This window comes from Okeania sp. SIO3I5 (assembly GCF_010672085.1).
GTDB lineage: Bacteria > Cyanobacteriota > Cyanobacteriia > Cyanobacteriales > Microcoleaceae > Trichodesmium.
Map to the genome: position 1 here is coordinate 1 of NZ_JAAHHT010000099.1, position 19,633 is coordinate 19,633.

Below are 19,633 nucleotides of genomic sequence, written 5' to 3' on the forward strand. Positions count from 1 at the left end.
TCTGCAAATTGTTATTTCTGCCATCCTACAGTAGTAGAGTAGAAAATAAGAAAAACAACTGTGCCTTATAACTGTGGGAATTGCTATATCAATTATCAATTATAAATTACTTTTCCCTATTCTCTCTTTTAGGAAAAATTTTACCAATCTAATCCTTCCTCATTATTTTCTACTGTATCAAACAAAGATAACTGTTTGATGTCTTGGGAAATTACATAAGTATTAGATTGATTTTGTGAAATTATTTTACCTTCTGTTTTAGCTATTTTTAACCAATCTTGTAATTGACCAATATTTACATTTAACTTTGTAGCTAAATCTTTATCTGTTTGTGGTTTCTCTAAGTTCTCAAGGATTATGGGCAAAACTGCTTCATAAATACTTAATTGCTGTGTTGAAATTTGATAATTTTGATGTTCTTGAGTTTCGGCATAAATTCTATAATTTACTGGTTTTTTAGTTTTGATTATTTTTTCTTCAGCACAAGCTTGATTTAACCAAAAACGTAATTGACCAACTCGAACTTTTAATATTTTACTTAAATCTTTTTCATTGTGTAGCTGTTTTAAATTTTCCAATATGATAGGTAAGACTTTTTCATAAATGCTTTGATTACTTATTTCGGAAATAGATAAATTCGATTTTGTTTCAACTTTTGATAGAGTTGTTTTTGGAGAAATATTTACCGGATTTTCCCATTCTGTCAATAAATTATTTTCTGACAGATTTGATTGATTTTTTGATTTTGACTGACTTGTTTTGGCAGAAATATTTACCGGATTTTCCAACTCTGTCAATAAATTATTTTCTGGCAGATTTGATGGATTTTCTGATTTTGAATGAGTTGTTTTAGCAGAAATATTTACCGGATTTTCCCATTCTGTCAATAAATTATTTTCTGGCAAATTTGACTGATTTTCTGATTTTGAATGAGTTTTTTTGGCAGAAATATTTACCGGATTTTCCAACTCTGGCAATGAATTATTTTCTGGCAAATTTGACTGGGATTTTGATTTTGACTGACTTGTTTTTGGAGAAATATTTACCGGATTTTCCAACTCTGGCGATCAATTATTTTCTGGCAGATTTGACTGGGATTTGAATTTTGATGGAGTTGTTTTTGGAGAAATATTTACCGGATTTTCCAACTCTGTCAATAAATTATTTTCTGGCAGATTTGATGGATTTTCTGATTTTGAATGACTTATTTTTGGAGAAATATTTACCGAATTTTCCCATTCTGTCAATAAATTATTTTCTGGCAGATTTGATGGATTTTCTGATTTTGAATGACTTGTTTTTGGAGAAACATTTACCGGATTTTCCAACTCTGGCGATCAATTATTTTCTGGCAGATTTGACTGGGATTTGAATTTTGATGGAGTTGTTTTTGCAGAAATATTTACCGGATTTTCCCATTCTGTCAATAAATTATTTTCTGGGAAATTTGATGGATTTTCTGATTTTGAATGACTTGTTTTGGCAGAAAAATTTACCGAATTTTCCAATTCTGGCGATAAATTATTGTCTGGCAGATTTGATGGATTTTCTGATTTTGAATGACTTGTTTTGGCAGAAATATTTACCGAATTTTCCAATTCTGGCGATAAATTATTGTCTGGCAGATTTGATGGATTTTCTGATTTTGAATGACTTGTTTTGGCAGAAATATTTACCGGAGTTTCCCATTCTGTCAATAAATTATTTTCTGGCAGATTTGACTGGGATTTGAATTTTGATGGAGTTGTTTTTGCAGAAATATTTACCGGATTTTCCCATTCTGTCAATAAATTATTTTCTGGCAGATTTGACTGGGATTTGAATTTTGATGGAGTTGTTTTTGCAGAAATATTTACCGGATTTTCCCATTCTGTCAATAAATTATTTTCTGGCAAATTTGATGGATTTTCTGATTTTGACTGACTTGTTTTTGCAGAAATATTTACCGGATTTTCCCATTCTGACGATCAATTATTTTCTGACAGATTTGACTGGGATTTGAATTTTGATGGAGTTGTTTTGGTAGAAATATTTACCGGATTTTCCCATTCTGTCAATAAATTATTTTCTGGCAGATTTGACTGGGATTTTGATTCTGATGGAGTTGTTTTTGCAGAAATATTTACCGGATTTTCCCATTCTGTCAATAAATTATTTTCTGGCAGATTTGATGGATTTTCTGATTTTGAATGACTTGTTTTTGCAGAAATATTTACCGGAGTTTCCCATTCTGTCAATAAATTATTTTCTGGCAGATTTGACTGGGATTTGAATTTTGATGGAGTTGTTTTTGCAGAAATATTTACCGGATTTTCCCATTCTGTCAATAAATTATTTTCTGGCAAATTTGATGGATTTTCTGATTTTGACTGACTTGTTTTTGCAGAAAAATTTACCGAATTTTCCAATTCTGGCGATCAATTATTTTCTGGCAGATTTGACTGGGATTTGAATTTTGATGGAGTTGTTTTTGGAGAAATATTTACCGAATTTTCCAATTCTGTCAATAAATTCTTTTCTGGCAAATTTGACTGAGTTTTTGATTCTGATTGAGTTGTTTTTGCAGAAATATTTACCGGAGTTTCCGACTCTGGCAATAAATTATTTTCTAGCAAATTTGACTGAGATTTTGAGACTGACAAAAGTTCCTTTAAATTCCCATTCCACGGTTCTCTTGGAAAAGACTTTCCTCCTCTATCTAAAAGTGCTTGATTTCCCTCTTTAACTTTTCCTTCCACCTTCACAAATACAGGTATTTTCTGATATTTCTTCAAAACCTCTGTAGCACCTGCCCAAGTACCACCCTTATTTAAACTACTACTTACAACCAAAGCATAATCAGATAAAGCATAAATATATTTATTTCGACCCATTGCATTACCAACATTAAATCCAGCATTAGGGTCATAAGTAGAAATTAAAGTTAATTTACCATCCCTAATACTATCACGATATTTTTTAGAAACAGACGCTTTATTTAAACTATCTGCAAAAACTCCAACCACAGTACCACCTGCTTCTAAAGTTCCTAACATTGCTTCTTTATCTATCCCCTTTGCACCCCCAGAAATTACATTAATTCCTTGAGATGCACAAACTTTTCCAACCCTCTTTGTATATTCAATTTCTTCTTCATTAATATCGCGAGAACCCACAATTGCTAATCCGCCTTTTTCTAATAATTCTACATTTCCTACACCATAAATAATTGCTGGTGCTAAATGTTGGAGATTCCGCTTTAATTTTATAGGATAATTTTTGTCGCTTCTTGTGATAATCCATAAACCTTGATTAACCCACTTTTCCAAAGTAATAGCTAAAATTCCACCTCTTTCCAATAAAGCTACTAACCGCTCATAGTTTAATTTTTCATCATTAATTTTTGTCAGTATATTTAATCCTTTTGCACTTAATAAATCTCCTGGTCTGAGTTGATTTTCAATTAAAACTTTGGCAAGTCGATTATACTCACTTAGCGTTAAAGGTTGTGGCTGGATATTTCTATTTTGACCAAAACTAGCACATAGTAATAAAATCACTTGTGCATCTGGAGATAAAACATGATTAAGCATTTTTATTAGATAATTTTCAGGTGGTATCTCTATTTATATTATTTAGCAAAAAAACATTGTTTAGAGCAAGTAAATTCACATATAGCAATTCCCATACTTGTGAAGTACAAAACTCGTTTGTTTTAGTGAGTAGTAAGCAGGTAGAGACGTTGCATACAACGTCCCTACAGAGTTGTAATTTGGGAAACAGGGAATAGATAAAGAAGAAAAATAACTGTACCTCTTAGAAAGAGAGGAAAATAGTTTCCCCTCTCCTTGCAGGAAAGGAGTTGGGGGAGAGGTCTTTATTAACTCAAATTTACCCATATTTTCAAGCTAGAGTTGCTATTAACGGTTTCAAGAATAGTGGGATAGATTAATTAACTAATTGCCATTATTTATTTACCAAAAAACTAAGGTTTAAAGCTTCTCCTTTTAGGGAGAAAAAAAGAAAAAATCAGCATTGGTGAACCGAGCTATGAAATAATGGCGAGGTTGTTATAAGAAACCGGATTTGTTCGAGACAGATGTTAGTATGTATGGGCATTTTATACTTTCCCCGGTTTCTAGATCCAGAAAAATCATAGCCACCTATCACTAACGCCAAAAAATATTCCTTTTAACCAATCCTTAGATTACAGAAAAGGTAATTATTAATTGTTAATTGTTAACTATTAATTATTGAAAAGGTTTGCTAACTTTGGTCTTGCTTATTCCTTATTCAAAATTGATTTATTGCTAAAGTTAATGGAAAAACTTGACCGCTGCCAGCTTTTCTTAAAAGTGCCGTAACAACAGTAAAACTCCATCTTGAATTTACAACATCATCTACTAAAAACACATTTCCACTAATTCCTTCCCAATTATTAATTTCAAAAGCACCATCTAAATTATGAGCTTGTTTGTAACTATTACTCATTTCTTTTTGTAGTGAAGTCTGACGAATTTTTATAATACACCGAACAAAGGGTAAACCTAATTTTTGAGCAAGACGTTCAGCAAAATTAGGCACAAGTTTCGGACGATTTAAAGAGGGAATACAAGTCACCCAAGACGGAAAAAGTTTAGGTTGCCAACGTTGAATCATGTCGTATGTAGCTTGAACTAAACTATCATCAAAATATTTTTCTTGATACTTTCCTTTTTTCACAAATTCACCCCAACCAGCATCATTCCAAAGAGAAAGCGATCGCCCAGTTTCTGCTTTTAAGTCTTCAGATATCTTGCCTTTGAAATTATAAGTTAATAAAGCATTTTTCGGCCATATTTTCCGAGGTTCAATAATTTGTTCGCTACGTCGTAAAAATTGCACAGCTTCTGTCACAAATTTTGAGGAAATATTCTCTGGAAAAAGTGGTTTTCCTAAGCAAATAGCACATTTACCGCAAGGGTGAGGATTTGGATCGTCTAATTCTTTTCTGAGAAATTCCATCAAGCATTCTTGACTCTTCAGATAATCCCGCATTCGAGCTTGTTCTTGATAACGTATTTCAGTCAATTTTGCTATTTTTTCTGTGTCTGTTTGATAATTAATTGGAGTAGCATAATACTTTGACTTAATTTTTTTTACTGGAGATGGAGTCTCAATAGATAATAACTTCAAAACCTTATTTATTTGCCCATTAGTAAGATTCAACTTTTCCTCTAACATCGGAACAGAAAGACCATCTTCTGCTTCATTTAATGCAGCCAAAACTGCTTGATTATGAGCTTCAGGAGGAAAGGCAGTCTGAATAAAATAATCGGTAATTTCTTCATCTTTTTCACCACTAAGAAGAATACCATAAGCATTTTCCACCGCTCTACCTGCACGCCCTACTTGTTGATAATAATGTACCACCGAACCAGGACGTTGATAATGAATAACAAAGCCTAAATCTGGTTTATCAAAACCCATTCCTAAAGCTACAGTTGCAACTAATGCCTTAATTTCATTATTCAATAATTGCCGTTCTAATTCTTCTCGCTCTTCTGTATCTTTATTACTATGATAAGCTGCTACATTTATTCCTTGAGACTTTAACCAATTAGCAACTCTTTCCGCATCTCTCACAGTTAAAGTATAAATAATTCCACTGCCAGAAATATTAGGTAAATGTTCTGCTAACCATCCTAAACGAGAAGCAGGACTCGGTAAGTAAATATTTTGTAATTGGAGACTATCTCTAGTTAATGAACCCCTAAATATTTCCAGATTTTTACCTAGTTGAACAGCAAGATAATCCACCACTTGATTATTAGCAGTAGCAGTAGTAGCAAGCACAGAAATATTTTGTGGTAAAGCTTGTAAAATCCTAACAATGCGTCGATAATCTGGGCGAAAATCATGCCCCCAATCAGAAATACAGTGAGCTTCATCAACTACAAATAAGCCGATATTTTTAGCTATAGGAATTAAAATATTTTCTCGGAAGTTTTCATTAGCTAATTTTTCAGGAGAAATTAATAAGATATCTACTTTTCCCGCCATTAAATCATTTTCGACTTTTTCCCATTTTTCCGAATTGCTGGAATTAATTGTTTGAGCGCTAATTCCAATTCGTTCTGCTGCGGAAATTTAATTTCGCATTAATGCTAAAAGGGGAGAAATTAATAAACTTACACCTTTCCCTTGATCTCTAAGTAAACGAGTAGCTAAAAAATAGACAAAACTTTTTCCCCAGTACGTTGCACAACTAAAAGACGGCTTTTATTTTCAGTAATAGCTGCTATTGCTTCCCACTGACCATCTCTAAATTCAGCAGTAGGATTATTAAGCGCTAGTTGGAGTAAAGATAATGCCTTTTGTTGATTTATATCTGTCAATTTATATATTCTCTCCTCAAGTTATTACAAGTTATTAATAGACATCTCCAATAATCAAAAATTAAATCAATTATCCCACTCTATACTTATCAATTATTTACCAAAAAATTAAAGTTTAAAACCTCTCCTTTTAAGGAGAAACAAGCGGTAGGCAAGCGGAGCATGACCTTAGGATGGGATGCTGAATAAACCTAACCATATCCAATCGACTAAGAGAAGCAAAAAATTATTTTGAAGCAATCCTCTTATTTTTAAGAAGAGGTAATTATTAATTGTTAATTATTAATTACTAATTATTGAACCCTACTCCCTCTTCTGTGAAAAAGGTTGCTAAAATACTTTAGTAGCTTTTACATAACTTATATTGTGATTGCAATTTATCCAGGCAGTTTCGATCCTATTACCCTCGGTCATATAGATATTATAGAAAGAGGTTGTAACCTGTTTGAAAAAGTAATTGTGGCCGTACTGCGAAACCCTAGTAAGACCTCTTTATTTACCATTGAGCAGCGTTTGAATCAAATTCGCCATTCCACAGAACACTTGCTTAATGTAGAGGTAGCCAGTTTTGATGGTTTAGCGGTAAACTATGCAAAAATGCAACAGGCTAAAGTCCTGATTCGAGGTCTACGGGTTCTTTCAGATTTTGAAAAAGAATTACAAATGGCCCACACTAATAAAACCTTATCACCTGAAATAGAAACCGTTTTTTTAGCTACCTCTAATGAATATAGTTTTTTAAGTAGTAGTGTAGTTAAAGAAATCGCCATTTTTGGTGGCTCAGTAGATCATCTCGTTCCTCAGCACATTGCTATTGATATTTATAAATGTTACGACAAAACTCAGCCAAAGCCAATATTGAACCAGAGGTAAGTGGGCAAAATGTAGAGAGTGAATCCACCAGTGGTGCCCCTGGAGTAGATATCCAGCGAGAACTAAATCGACTGGAGGAGATTATCCTTGATAGTCCGAGAATACCCTTTGTGGGACGTACTTTAATAGATGAAGAACAGTTATTAGACCAACTAGATATTGTACGTCTGAATTTACCAGTTGCTTTTCAGGAAGCTGAAATGATTGTTCGGCATAAAGATGAAATTCTTCAAGAAGCTGAACTTTATGCGGAAGAGATTATTGAAAATGCTGAACAACGAGCTGACCAAATTTTAAATGAAATGGGCCTTGTACAGCAGGCCAAACTAGAAGCAGATCAACTTAGAAATCAGGTTCAGCAAGATTGTGAAGCAATTCAACAAGCTACTATTGCTGAAATTGAACAAATTCGCTATCAAGCTCAACAAGAACTTGAAGAAATGAGAGCTAGAGCGATCGCTGAGTCTGATGAAATTCAGAATGGTGCTGATGACTATGCTGACCATGTACTTGATAGTATTGAACAGCAGTTAACGGATATGCTCCAAGTTATTCGTAATGGTCGTCAACAATTAGGAGGAGATGAAGGTTTAGTAACTCCGTTAAATCCTACTCAAGAGGGAGTAGGGAGTAGGGAGTAGGGAAGTATTTTTCAGCATTTTTTCTGTATTGCTTTTTGCCATGGATGAGTCGGTGCCTCAAAAAATTAACCGTGGGCAAAGATACTAAATAGCATCTATAGAATTCCTAAGCGTATCTTTTACATTGATTTTCCTTTCCACAACTTGAGTAATATAGCTGTCGCACTTACTCCGCTTTTTATGTCGGCGACAGTTGAAAAGCGGAAGGAAGTCTTATAGGTATCCTTGGTTGAATAAAAAGTCATGTATAAGGGCGAGCTAGCCCAGTTAATCTTTAGCTTATCACAAAAATTGTGAGCAGACAACCTAAAATCCTTTGACGCGCCGATTTTTTCAGGAGCTTTAGAAAATGAAAATGTTGGTAATTTTCCGCGCTAGGAGGTTATAGATGGAAAGGAAAGATTTGATGAGAGAAAACAACCATTTATGGGTAGCTCTTCAAGATGAAAATATTTCTGTATTGCTCTTGAAAGAAATTAGTGAAGATTGAAAAGTCTCTGAGTCATCAAATTTAGTTGAATAAAAAGTCATGTATAAGGGCGAGCTAGCCCAGTTAATCTTTAGCTTATCACAAAAATTGTGAGCAGACAACCCAAAATCTTTTGACGCGCCGATTTTTTCAGGAGCTTTAGAAAATGAAAATGTTGGTAATTTTCCGCGCTAGGAGGTTATAGATGGAAAGGAAAGATTTGATGAGAGAAAACAACCATTTATGGGTAGCTCTTCAAGATGAAAATATTTCTGTATTGCTCTTGAAAGAAATTAGTGAAGATTGAAAAGTCTCTGAGTCATCAAATTTGGTTGAATAAAAAGTCATGCATGAGGGCGAGTTAACCCAGTTAATCTTGATGATATCACAAAAATTCTGAGGAGACAACCCAAAATCCTTTGACGCGCCAAATTTTTTAGGAGCTTTAGAAAATGAAAATGTTGGTAATTTTCCATCCTAGGAAGTTACAGATGAAAAAAAAGATTTGACAAGGGAAAAACAACCATTTATGGCAGACTCTCAAAGATGAAAATATTTCTTTATTGCCTCTATTCCACTCCCGACTCGTAACTCAAAAAATTAACCGTGGGGAAAGATACTAAATAGCATCTATAAATTGATTGTCAAATTAGCCCAGTTTTCTCAACGAGAAAATCAGATAAATATGGCTGCTTTACCAATCATGGCAAATCAAGGATTGTGGTTTGAAGTTTCTCAATACTCTAGTTAATTAGGTTTGTAAATAATTGTCTCCACTACTCTACGCTTAATATTAGGATCAATTCCTATCAAGCGAACATAATCATTTTGATGTTCAGATAAACAATTTTCTAGAGCATCAATCACTTCCTGTTCTTGATTATTCTCTACTTGTCCGCAACTTTTCCACGAACCAGTTTTATATCTACGTTTATCTGCATATTCCATCCCAATTTTTAAACCATCTTGGAGAATTTTTTGTATCTGTTCCCTTACATCTGCACTGACATTTCCACTTTTAACATCATTATTAATCCTATTTTCTGTTAACTGATTAGACTTAGTTACTTCTGGAGATGAATAGTTATAATTTGGCGTAAATTGTTCCGGTTGGTTCGTTTGAGAAACTCCGAACAATCGAGATTGATTATATTCTTCTACTAACCGCAACTCTCGAATACGTTGTTGTTCTCCAACCATAATTTTTCCATATTCTAGAAGATGGGAGAGATTAAAATTAGGCTTGGGAAAATCTGGAATTTTTTCCACAGCATTCACTACCCGTCTGGAAATTTTTTCTATTCCTACTTGATGAATAAAATCACGAATCTGTTCATCATATATCCGACTTCGTAAAGCACTAAAAAAATCTATAGCTTGGTCAGAAAATTCATCTACTAAATTCTCAATATCTGTGGCAGAAAGTTCATCTGTTTTAAAAATACTACCCACTACACCAATTCTCTCTTCTCGGTTTGGTTCCCAATAAAACTTCACCATTCGACCATCCCTAATTAAAGGTGCATAAAGAGTAGAAAAATCATTTCCAGTCACAATAATTGGGATTCGATGTAGTGGAGTTTCATCATAACTACCAGGCAATTGTACATTAGTAGGATTATCGGCAATATTCATCAAAGTAGCATTTACTAATTGAGTATTTACTGTGTATTGAGTACCCGCATCAAATCTACCTGCACCTGCATCTAAGTCATTAATAAATAAGGCGCACATTCGACCTTGAACTTTGATTTTTTCCGACGCTTCTCGATAACGTAAACGTAATAAACGTGCAGGATCTCCCGCATCTTTACTTTCTAATTCTCCGCCGGATATTGTGACAGGTTCAATTCCCATTTTTTCAAATACTAATTGGCATTGAAAAGTTTTTCCTTCTCCTTTTCGTCCGTGGATTCCTAAGATTAAAGGTACTCTTACTCTGGGTAAGTCTAAGAAATTTTTGGTAATGTGAACTGCTAGTTTATCTATGAATCTGGGTGATATGTAATATGGCATTTCAGTTATTAGTTATCAGTTATCAGTAACTCAGGTTGAAAGGGTGGGTTTCAAACCTTATTTGTTAGTCACCATATCATTTTTCTGGCAATATTTATCAAGTTAATGTTTGTTGAGGTTTAAGGTTACTCTTTGGAATTGAATTTTCTTGGTTTAAGCTTTAAGAAGAATTTGAAATTTTCTGTGGATTTGGGGTTTTTATCTAAAATCGGGAATTTGACCACAACTATGATAAATACTTGAGCTTTGAGTGTATAATTCTTGCTTAATACTCTAAGAAGTTTCAAGTTAAAAGAGCAAGTTCGATGGTATACTCTAAATTAAGTTAAGTGGGTTTAATTTTCCGTAAAATAGCAATAGATTCAAAACGAATCTAAATCTAGAAAGCTATAGAGAAGCCATTTAGTATCTTTGCCCGCGATTAAATTTTTGAGTTACGAGTCAGCAGTGGTGATTAGGCAATACAAAAATATTTTCATCTTAGAAAGCTTCCCAGAAATGTTTGTTTTTCCCTCATCAAATCTTTCTATCAATATCTCCTCAATGAAAAATCACCAACATTTTCATTTTCTAGAGCTACCTAAAAATTTCCGCGCGTCAAAGAATTTTCCGTTGCATCCTGACAATTTTTGTGATATTCTAAAATTTAGATGGGGTTGCTCGCCTATACGCATGACTTTTTATTCAACCAAATATTTTAGCTAAGAGGCAATCAAATATTCAGGAATTTTCTTAGGAACAATATTCTAAAATTTAGATGGGGTACTTCGCCTATATGCATGACTTTTTATTCAACTAAATTGCCTGACTGAGAGACCATCAAATCTTCAGGAATTTTCTCAGGAGCAATAGCAGAATTTTTTTCATCTTATGAAGCTCTCTAAATGCTTGCTTTTCCCTCATCAAAGCTTTTCCATCTATACCTCCTAAGTGGAAAATCGCCAGCATTGTCATTTTCTCAAGCTCTGGAAAAAAATCGCGTGTCAAAGGAATTTCCGTTGCTTCCTCACAATTTTTGTGATATCATAATATTTAGATAGGTTACTTCGCCTATAGGCATGATTTTTTATTCAACTTAGTTTCCTTCCTCTAAATGTTTGCTAATCGAGAATCAAAAATGCAAATTAGCTAATTATTTGAGTCTAGCTTCCTGAGACAGTCGCAAAAACTAAGACGTCTGAGTTTTTTAACTTTCCTGGCGGGAAGTCCCGCGCTCTCCATCCCCCCTAACCCCCCGTGCATAGGGGGGAGGGGGAGCGTCGGGATGAAAGCCTGGGCCAGGATTCGGATACCTTCATAAGCTAAACGTTCATAGGCCCTTGACACTTTTAGGAGCATTTTGTTATTATCAATGTCAACACAGGGGGAGGACATCACCTCTGTCATGCGCAGCGGTCAGGGTTTCCCAGACTGAAGAATCCCTATTTTTCCCGTAAAGGCAACGTCGGGAGTATGTCAATCAACCAAAGTGGGATGGTTCAAATTGACGCCATCCCTAACATATATCTAAACTTTAGCGTGGTCTTGGCTGACCCCTTTCCATCATCTGCAAAGCATCTGGACTGGGATTATATCGGTAGCCCCAAGAAGAGCGATCGCCATCATCAAGTATTTGAGGAGTCAGTAGTACAATTGTCTCCGCTCGTTGATTTTCATTTTGACTACTGCGAAATAGGGGACCAATAATCGGTAAATCTCCCAAAATAGGCACTTTATTTATTTCTGTTCTTTCTTGCTCTTGAATAATGCCAGAAATAATTAGAGTTTGTCCATCCCGCAGACGAATTCTACCAGATTCAACCCGACGCCTGGCAATTTCTGTACCAAACTCATTGAGATTATTAGCATCTGTTTGTATCCTGTCGGAAATGAAGCTTACTTCTGGATTTACTGTTACAGTTACAAAGCCATTATCGTCTATTCTCTCCACCTGTATAGCTAGGGTCAAACCTACATCTTCAAACCGAACAGTTCTGGTTTCTCGACTGGTACCGCCATCATCTGTAAAATTACTGTCAATACTTCGGACGATATTTTCCACAAGTCTGACACTAGCAATTTCCCCTTCTTGAACTACTAAAGTTGGATCGGTGAGAATTTTAGCATTACCACTGTTAACAGTAGCCCGTAACTGGGACAGAAATCTTCTAGGATACAAAATTTGCGGGAACAAACTAAAGGTTGCTTCTCCTAGTTCTACCTCCAGTACTCCATCGTCAGTAACATCTATCTCTGATGGATCAATATCTGTAATACCAACTCTTGTAGGTTCACTTGTTGTAGGAGCTATTGGCCTGAGGAAAGTACCTCTACCTTGATTAACATTAGGGATACCTGTAAATGGAACTTCAAATCTACGTTGAGTATCAAAGAAGGGGTCTCCAGAAATTGGGTTAGGGGCTACAGGACGAGAAAGAACACTACCATCTTGCTGTGTAATATCGGCAGGTTGGAGATTACCAAAATTTAGAGATGCTGCTCCATTATCTTGAATAAAGAAACTGTCATTAATCCCAAAAGAAAAACTACTATTAAACTGTTCATTAGCTGATAAGTTAATATCTATAACTTTGACGTTTACAGCTACTTGCCGTTGTCGTAAATCTAACTGAATTAATTGAGCTGCTGCTATTTCTACCTTTTGTGGCGAACCAACTAAGGTAATACTATTGAGTCGATTATCAACTGCTACTTGCAAACCCTCCAATATTGGGGGAGCGTCTTGTGGGTCGTAGCGCAGGGGTTGAATAACTGTTCTTGTAATTGTTTCAGTATTTGTAATTGCCTGATTAGTTCCCGGAATATTAACTGTATTAACCTGAGTTATAGGTTGGCTTGTAACTATAGCACTTTCAGCTCCTAGACTAACTAAGAAACCTGCAGCCTCTTGAACCGGAACTTGGTTTAAACGGAAGGAACGAACCACAACGTTTCTAGCTGGTGCTGGTAACTCTTGCCCCACAAATATTGTGTTACCTACTCGGTTTGCTTGTAACCCGCTCAAACGTAAAACGTAATTAAAAACATCTTGAACTGGCTCATTTTCAATATCTAGGGAAATAGTCTGCCCCCCTTCTTCTGTTTCTTCACCCGAACTAAAGGCCACGTTTAATCCTGCTGCCCTAGCTAGTAAAGCCAAAACATCTCTAACTGGAGCATCTCGCAATACTAAACGAGGTATTCTTTCTTGGGTGCTTAAATCTATAACTTCTACTGAAGGGTTGATATTAGATATTGCTATATCACCTACTGGTGGTGCTACTGCTCGTCGCAACAAGGGTGGTACTTCACTAGGAGATGGTTGTCCTGGCAGAGTAGGGAAACCATCTCCTGTTAGTCCTGAGTCTGGTAATAGTACCTCTGACTCTTGAGTTGTAGTCCTTTCTCTTGGCGGTGTTATATTTCTTTGAGGTTGTACTGGTGGGGTTTGAGGTTGTGAGGGAGGAGGTGATGCTTCTGAGGGTGGGGGAAAACTATTGGGTTGGGGGCGTCCTTGAGCTATTTCTCCTGAGCTAGTGGCAGCACTAAGAATAATTCCTTGGCCTCCTCCTTGGATAATCCTGCCTCTGGGAGGACCTTCCTTGCCTCGGATAACTACCCGCACACTATTAGCATCTACCTGCATTACCTCTACATATTCTATGCCAGGGGCCGGATTATCTTTCCGAAATTTGTTGCCCTGGGGTAAGCTGAGTTGGGCATTGATTATGTCTGCGACAAAAGAGTTGTCTCTGTTGACTGAGAATACTTCGGGGCGATCGCCGTTGTTTGTGACTAAGACGATATTCATGCCGCCGTCTGCTGAACTTAACTGAACTTGGGTAATTTGGGTTACTGCAAAGGCTGGGGTCTGAGCTATGACTACTGCTGCGACTCCAGTTAACAGTCCACTACTAAATTGAATTTGCTGTTTCACTTTCCTCACTCCACGCTAGGCTTGTTTATTGATTCAGATGTTGGTCTTGGGCTAGAGTATAGGGCTTTTTCTAAAGCTTTGGAGCTATCATTTTTTAAGTTTTTCTTTTTTTATTGATTTTGGTAGTCCTAGATAGGAATACTGTTTGAGTAAACTTTGGTATCTACCTAAATTTTGATTTCTACAAGAGTATTTTGAGAATGGGTTCTGAACAAATCATTGTGCCTTCTCAATTTTTGCCATTCTATAGTTACTAAATCTATAGAAAAATATTCCTTGACTTAGTTTTAATTAAGTGTTACCTTAACGGGGTGAACTACAACACCCTCTATCCCATTGCTAAAAGCGTTTGGGACTACTTTTCTTATCGGTATTTAAACGAACATTGACATGACTCATTGTATTTGACACCAGATTATTTTTTTTAATAATAGTACGTTCTACTAACTGTATTATCCCTCCTGTAAACATTTAACGAGCTGTTCTGCAATCCTTTCTGAGTCTAAGATATTTTTAGTTGTTTTCCTATGTTTTTCTATAAAATTAATAAAACTTTACAATACTAAGACTGAAGTTTTTTAGCTAAATGACAGAAAACTGCTCAACTAAACTTACTCAAATTTACTCAAAAATCTGAAATCTTAGTTTAACGCAAGTGGAGCGATCGCCACAGGGTTAAATGGCAAACTCTTTATTCCTTGCCCAAAGACATCTTTACCAATAGATAATTGATAATTAGAGATAGTTTTCATTATCCATTATTCATTAATGAAATCTGCATTAATAATTTATTTTTCCTGGTTTTAGAGACTGAATGTATCAGGAAATATAAAAAGGAGATAGGGAAAAGGGAACACTTAACTCTTAACTGGGAATAGGGAATAGGGAACAGGGAGGAAGAAATCAACACAAGTATTGAAGAGTTAAAATAAAGGGAATATATATACCTTTCCACCTAATCAATCTACCAAATTTCAATCTTTTGAAGTACCTTTTACTTTGAGATTTTAGTCACTCAACAACTCTCTTAAGACTTCATAATACAAACAGTTTCTTATACAACCCTATTGTTACTCTCTTTCCACTCAATTTATGTTTTTTCTCCTTATGTTGCTCAATCATCCCCATCTAAACAGCTTGATTGAGATGTATAATAAACTTCTCTAATTACTACTTTTATTCTTTTTGATTTTGCTTGATCAGTTCACATCTCTATTAAACGATTCTGAGGGATATTCACAACTTATTGTTGATTGTTTTTTTACTCAATTTATCTCTTGTTTCCATGTCTGATTCTGCCCTATAATTAAGATTCCTATTTGATGGTTAAAGCACCAATATATTAATCTTTTCCTTGCTGTATGAAGATGATTTTTGACTAGACAATTTATTTTGTGAGTTAATTTTTTTAACCGATGAGAATTAGTTTTATTGTGGTTAGTTCTTAATTCAAATTGTAAACAAAAACGCTGTTTATTATCAAATGTATTCATTGCTTTTAATAGCCTGGCTTTTAATGGTCTGCATTTAATCATGCTTATGTGAAGTTCCTGTTTGATTTGTTGTTACAGCTATTAAGTTATTTACTCCTAAATCTACTCCTGCTACTTGTTGATTTTCTGTTATTTTCTCCGATTTTTCATAGACTATTTCTATTATATAACAGCTACTTTTTGAGATGATTCTCGCCTCTATTATTTCCGTCTGTGAGGTAGGAATTTTGATTTTACTCATCGACAGATAACAAAGTCCTTTTTTACTAACTATCACCATTTCAGCTATCAGCTTTTTGAGCAAAAAATTAGGTCAATAGCCTCCACTTTCAAGAGGATAAAAAAAAATTTGATTCAGCATTTCAATCCCAATGCTTCAGTCAGAGAAATTGATAACTAATAACTGAAATGACCTTGGGTTCAAATCCACTCCTAAACGTCAAAAAAGTCAATCATGCTAACCGCTTAACCCTGACTAATGAGTGATTTATAATGCTTTTTTGTCAATTTATTCCTGAGAATAGGGCAGAATATTTCAGCCTTTTTTCTTATGTTTATATTTGGGAATTTTCGGTTTTCCTAAAAATTTAAATTTCGTTGTTTTTTCCACTCTCTTAAAGCCGAAAAATAACTTTGCCAACTTTTATCTAATCTCCTAATAATTTCCTTGCTTACCTTGGTAGGCAAAGCTTTATAATCGGAACTTTTAGATACCTTGTGGTAAAGTTGGTTAAAGTTTAATTTCTTTTGATTAGTAAATAAATTATGACAATATTTCTTAAATTATATCTAACGAATTATACTCTATCTATTAGACAAGCCACACTTCTTGCAATCAAAAGTTATCACACTTAAAGGCATATCTATAAGCTGCGTCTTGAGCTAAGAGCGTTTTGTGTTTGTTATTCAGTTTGAGCTTTATTCTAATGGATTTGTATATCTAAGTGCAGCCTGTCTAATAGTAAGCTTTTTGAGGTCTTATACCGTTATTATTTGATTAAGTTAATTCTCTTCTTTTGTAGAACTTTCTTTGCCCAATGACTCTTGCTCACTTAAAGCTAATAGAGCGTGCAGATCAAAGGATGTTCTCAGTCTACTTTCTGGCTTACTAACTGCTACAAATCTATTTTGCCTCCATTCAACTTCTATAGCTTGATTTGTTTGTTGGAGTCTAGTTCTTAAATTTTTGACTACTAATAATGTTTGCATCTTCTCAAGATCAATCATAAATTTTCTTGTTTGAGGATAACTACCTTCAAATTCTACTTTGAATTCTCGTCGTTTTAATTTGCCATTTACCAGCGGTCCTAATGAGTTATCATTAACTATATAATTGCCACCTTTTGGCTCAAGTGGTTGAAATTTTGTCATTTTAGCTTGCTGGTCTTCATCTGTAATTCCGGCATTAATTTGATCCATAAGTTTATTAATATCGTATAGCAGAGTTTTCATGGTTTTATCACTAGCAAATAAGCTGGTTACATCTTCTCTTTGTTTTTGAGCTTTTTCCCTTTCTTCTTCTGCTTTTGGTCGTTCTTTTATTTGTTTTTTCTGCTCTTTAATTTTGACATCTGCTGCTTTTATTTCTCCTCTTAATTCGGCACTTTTTTCTATGGCTGGTTTAAGCTGATTATATCCTAAGAAACCAGCTATTCCTAAACCTACAATACCAATAACTCCTCCAATAAATCTGGGGTCTTTGAGGGAGATACCTAGAATTTTCGGCCCCCCTTCTTCTTCTTCTTGTTCTTCTAGTTCTGGATTCCATTCATTTGCTACTACCATTTTTAGAATACTCCTTTTTCTTTTAGTGTTTCTATTCTATCTACTAATCCAATTGCTCCTTGACTCTTTAACTGAGGTAATAATTCTGATGCACCTAAAGGGCTAAGATTTGTTTCTATTTTATATTCAACTATTGGGGGTAATTCTGGTATTTCTGGTGCTAAGATTGACTTGGATTCTCGTAATTCTAACCTAGTTGGATTAGGTCTTTTTGCAGCACTAATAAGTTTGGTTTTTTCTCCTTGGAAAAAGGGAGAGCTTTGTAATAATAATAAAAAGTCATTAACTTTGCCGTAAGAATCTGAAGTTCCAGCAAATGATAGAGTTGCTGTTGGTTTTGGGGGAGCTGGTGTCTCTGTTTTTTTACCCTTTTTAGCAGATTTTTTGGGGGGAGGCGGAGCTGATACTTTTGGTTCTTTTTGTTCTATGCTAGTTATTATTACCCCATTAGGTACTAAAGCTCCAAACTCTCCTAATAATGCCGACCATGGTTTGATTTGGTCAAAAACTGTTGCTAAAGCTTTTGCTTCTGCTTTAAATGTCTTAGTTTTTTCTTTGATTGCTTCCAGGTCTTTAATTTGAGCATTTAATGTACTTAATTCTCCATTTAATTTGTCTAAGTCTGCCTGGAGTTTGGTGTTTACCTGATTTAGATATAACCACCCACCTGCAACTAGACCATTAACAGCTACTGCTGCTGCTGCCCCAATCAAAATTGGTCTTGGGTCTTCTAGTGATGGTCCAACACTTGGTCCTTTGGGAATATCTTTTTTATATTCTGGGCGATCGTTAAGAAAATTTATATCTAGGCCATACATAATTAAATTAAACCTCTCTTAGTCCTAAACCTAATACAATTCCTAAACCAGCACGTTCTTCTGGTGGAATTTCTTCTTCTGTTTCTAAGGCTAAAGTTTCGATTGGATCGACTTTAGACGCTGGTAAACTTAAACGTTGCATGAAAAAGTCATCTATTTGTCCTATTGCTGCTCCTGACCCTGTTAATAATAATTGTGCCACCTCCAAATCTTCAAATTGATTGAGATAGAAATCTATTGAGCGTCGCAGTTCGTCTCCTAATTCTGCTAATACTTTTAGTAGGGCATTGGTTCCGGGATTTGGCTCGTTTCCTGTGACTCCCATTGTATCTAATACTGGAACGGTCATCCCTAGTAACTCTGTAGTATCTCTGGTTGGAGGTAAGTTCATCGCTTCGTTTAAGGAGGATTGCATTTGATAGGTACCAATAGGAATTGTCCGGTTAAATTGGGGTATTCCGTCTACTACGATAGCAAGTTCGGTACTGTCAAATTCTAAATCTGCAATTACTGTTGCTTCTTGAGGTCCATATTGTTGGAGTATATCTTTTACTGTGCGGATCAGGGCGAAGTTACTTACTTCTAAAACATCTATTGCTAATCCTGCTTGTGTAAAAACATCTATGTAGGCATCTGTTACTTCTTTTCTAGTTGCGACTAAGGCGACTTGTACTTTTTCTAGGTCATCATTTGGATCTACTATAACTCCTAATTTTTGATAGTCTACATCTGCTTCTTCCCTGGGGAATGGTAAGTATAAACCTGCTTCTTGATTCATGTAGTCCTGTAATTCTTGGTCATTTAATTCTGCTGGTACCGGAATTACACGGGTAACTGCTTCTCTGCCTGATATTGCTGTTGCTACTCTGCGAGTTTTGATGTTGTTGTCTTCGATAATTGACTCTATTAGTTCTGACATTGTGGGGGCATCAATTATTTGGCCTTCTAAAAATACATCTTCTGGTACTTCTGCTGTAGCAAAATTTACTAATTTTAATTTATCTCCTTGTTGGCGGATTTCAGCAATATTAATTCTGTCTGGGCCAAGTTCGATTCCTATTCCTGGCTGCTTTTTTTTAAATAAGTTTTTTAAGTAATTAACCATTTTCCTCCGAATTTAGAATTTAGAATTTAGAATTTAGAATGCAGAATGCAGAATTAGTAAATTAATGAATTAATAAATTGGGATTGTAAATTAATAATTGTTTGAGCAATTCTTAATTCTATATTCTACATTCATTTATTGGTTGACTCAACATTACTAGG

The 19,633-nt window shown here is 35.0% G+C and carries 15 protein-coding genes; 2 read left to right on the top strand and 13 right to left on the bottom strand.

The features are described from left to right. Positions 1–140: 140 nt before the first annotated feature. From F6K40_RS21240 to F6K40_RS21270, 7 genes are all read right to left on the bottom strand, one after another. A complete protein-coding gene (locus F6K40_RS21240) occupies positions 141–1,058 on the bottom strand; it encodes a hypothetical protein (RefSeq protein WP_293139096.1) in 918 nt (305 codons plus the stop codon). Between the two features lie 9 nt (positions 1,059–1,067). Next, positions 1,068–1,328 (bottom strand): hypothetical protein, encoded by a 261-nt coding sequence (locus F6K40_RS21245; protein ID WP_293139097.1) that lies wholly within the window; start codon positions 1,326–1,328, stop codon positions 1,068–1,070. A 9-nt stretch (positions 1,329–1,337) separates the two neighbouring features. After that, positions 1,338–1,895 carry a hypothetical protein gene (locus F6K40_RS21250; RefSeq protein WP_293139098.1) on the bottom strand — a complete coding sequence of 186 codons (558 nt, stop codon included), beginning with the start codon at positions 1,893–1,895 and terminating at the stop codon, positions 1,338–1,340. 72 nt (positions 1,896–1,967) lie between these two features. Then, positions 1,968–2,408: a hypothetical protein gene (locus F6K40_RS21255; RefSeq protein WP_293139099.1), complete on the bottom strand. Its 441-nt coding sequence runs from the start codon at positions 2,406–2,408 to the stop codon at positions 1,968–1,970. 9 nt (positions 2,409–2,417) lie between these two features. Next, complete coding sequence (locus F6K40_RS21260; protein ID WP_293139100.1) at positions 2,418–3,572, bottom strand: DNA-processing protein DprA; 1,155 nt, start codon at positions 3,570–3,572, stop codon at positions 2,418–2,420. Between the two features lie 700 nt (positions 3,573–4,272). Then, positions 4,273–6,021 (bottom strand): helicase-related protein, encoded by a 1,749-nt coding sequence (locus F6K40_RS21265; RefSeq protein WP_293139101.1) that lies wholly within the window; start codon positions 6,019–6,021, stop codon positions 4,273–4,275. A gap of 164 nt (positions 6,022–6,185) precedes the next feature. Continuing rightward, a complete protein-coding gene (locus tag F6K40_RS21270) occupies positions 6,186–6,356 on the bottom strand; it encodes a hypothetical protein (RefSeq protein ID WP_293139102.1) in 171 nt (56 codons plus the stop codon). 366 nt (positions 6,357–6,722) lie between these two features. Between F6K40_RS21270 and coaD the strand changes: the two genes are divergently transcribed. Both coaD and F6K40_RS21280 read left to right on the top strand, forming a co-directional pair. Further along, entirely contained in the window at positions 6,723–7,229 is a 507-nt protein-coding gene (gene coaD, locus F6K40_RS21275; protein WP_293139103.1) for a pantetheine-phosphate adenylyltransferase, read from the top strand. Further along, positions 7,184–7,870, top strand: coding sequence for a DivIVA domain-containing protein (locus F6K40_RS21280; protein WP_293139104.1), 687 nt, complete (start codon positions 7,184–7,186; stop codon positions 7,868–7,870). Before coaD ends, F6K40_RS21280 begins: the two co-directional genes overlap by 46 nt. A 1,216-nt stretch (positions 7,871–9,086) precedes the next feature. Here F6K40_RS21280 and F6K40_RS21285 read toward each other — a convergent pair. From F6K40_RS21285 to pilM, 6 genes are all read right to left on the bottom strand, one after another. Beyond that, positions 9,087–10,355 carry a RuBisCO small subunit-like domain-containing protein gene (locus tag F6K40_RS21285; protein WP_293139105.1) on the bottom strand — a complete coding sequence of 423 codons (1,269 nt, stop codon included), beginning with the start codon at positions 10,353–10,355 and terminating at the stop codon, positions 9,087–9,089. Positions 10,356–11,868: 1,513 nt separating this feature from the next. Further along, on the bottom strand, positions 11,869–14,271 hold the full coding sequence (locus F6K40_RS21290) for a type IV pilus secretin family protein (RefSeq protein WP_293139106.1): 2,403 nt from the start codon (positions 14,269–14,271) through the stop codon (positions 11,869–11,871). A 1,527-nt stretch (positions 14,272–15,798) separates the two neighbouring features. Further along, positions 15,799–16,044, bottom strand: a complete 246-nt coding sequence (locus F6K40_RS21295; protein ID WP_293139107.1) for a hypothetical protein — start codon at positions 16,042–16,044, stop codon at positions 15,799–15,801. Between the two features lie 722 nt (positions 16,045–16,766). Beyond that, complete coding sequence (locus F6K40_RS21300; protein ID WP_293139108.1) at positions 16,767–17,549, bottom strand: pilus assembly protein PilO; 783 nt, start codon at positions 17,547–17,549, stop codon at positions 16,767–16,769. A 2-nt stretch (positions 17,550–17,551) separates the two neighbouring features. After that, positions 17,552–18,367 (bottom strand): PilN domain-containing protein, encoded by an 816-nt coding sequence (locus tag F6K40_RS21305; protein WP_293139109.1) that lies wholly within the window; start codon positions 18,365–18,367, stop codon positions 17,552–17,554. A gap of 7 nt (positions 18,368–18,374) precedes the next feature. Next, entirely contained in the window at positions 18,375–19,472 is a 1,098-nt protein-coding gene (pilM, locus tag F6K40_RS21310; RefSeq protein ID WP_293139110.1) for a type IV pilus assembly protein PilM, read from the bottom strand. Positions 19,473–19,633: the final 161 nt, after the last annotated feature.

Bases quoted from the DNA above. Each gene is read 5' to 3' on its own strand.
- F6K40_RS21295 (WP_293139107.1), bottom strand. From the start codon at position 16,044: ATGGTGATAGTTAGTAAAAAAGGACTTTGTTATCTGTCGATGAGTAAA.
- F6K40_RS21305 (WP_293139109.1), bottom strand. From the start codon at position 18,367: ATGTATGGCCTAGATATAAATTTTCTTAACGATCGCCCAGAATATAAA.
- F6K40_RS21285 (WP_293139105.1), bottom strand. From the start codon at position 10,355: ATGCCATATTACATATCACCCAGATTCATAGATAAACTAGCAGTTCAC.
- F6K40_RS21265 (WP_293139101.1), bottom strand. From the start codon at position 6,021: ATGGCGGGAAAAGTAGATATCTTATTAATTTCTCCTGAAAAATTAGCT.
- F6K40_RS21260 (WP_293139100.1), bottom strand. From the start codon at position 3,572: ATGCTTAATCATGTTTTATCTCCAGATGCACAAGTGATTTTATTACTA.
- F6K40_RS21300 (WP_293139108.1), bottom strand. From the start codon at position 17,549: ATGGTAGTAGCAAATGAATGGAATCCAGAACTAGAAGAACAAGAAGAA.
- pilM (WP_293139110.1), bottom strand. From the start codon at position 19,472: ATGGTTAATTACTTAAAAAACTTATTTAAAAAAAAGCAGCCAGGAATA.
- F6K40_RS21280 (WP_293139104.1), top strand. From the start codon at position 7,184: ATGTTACGACAAAACTCAGCCAAAGCCAATATTGAACCAGAGGTAAGT.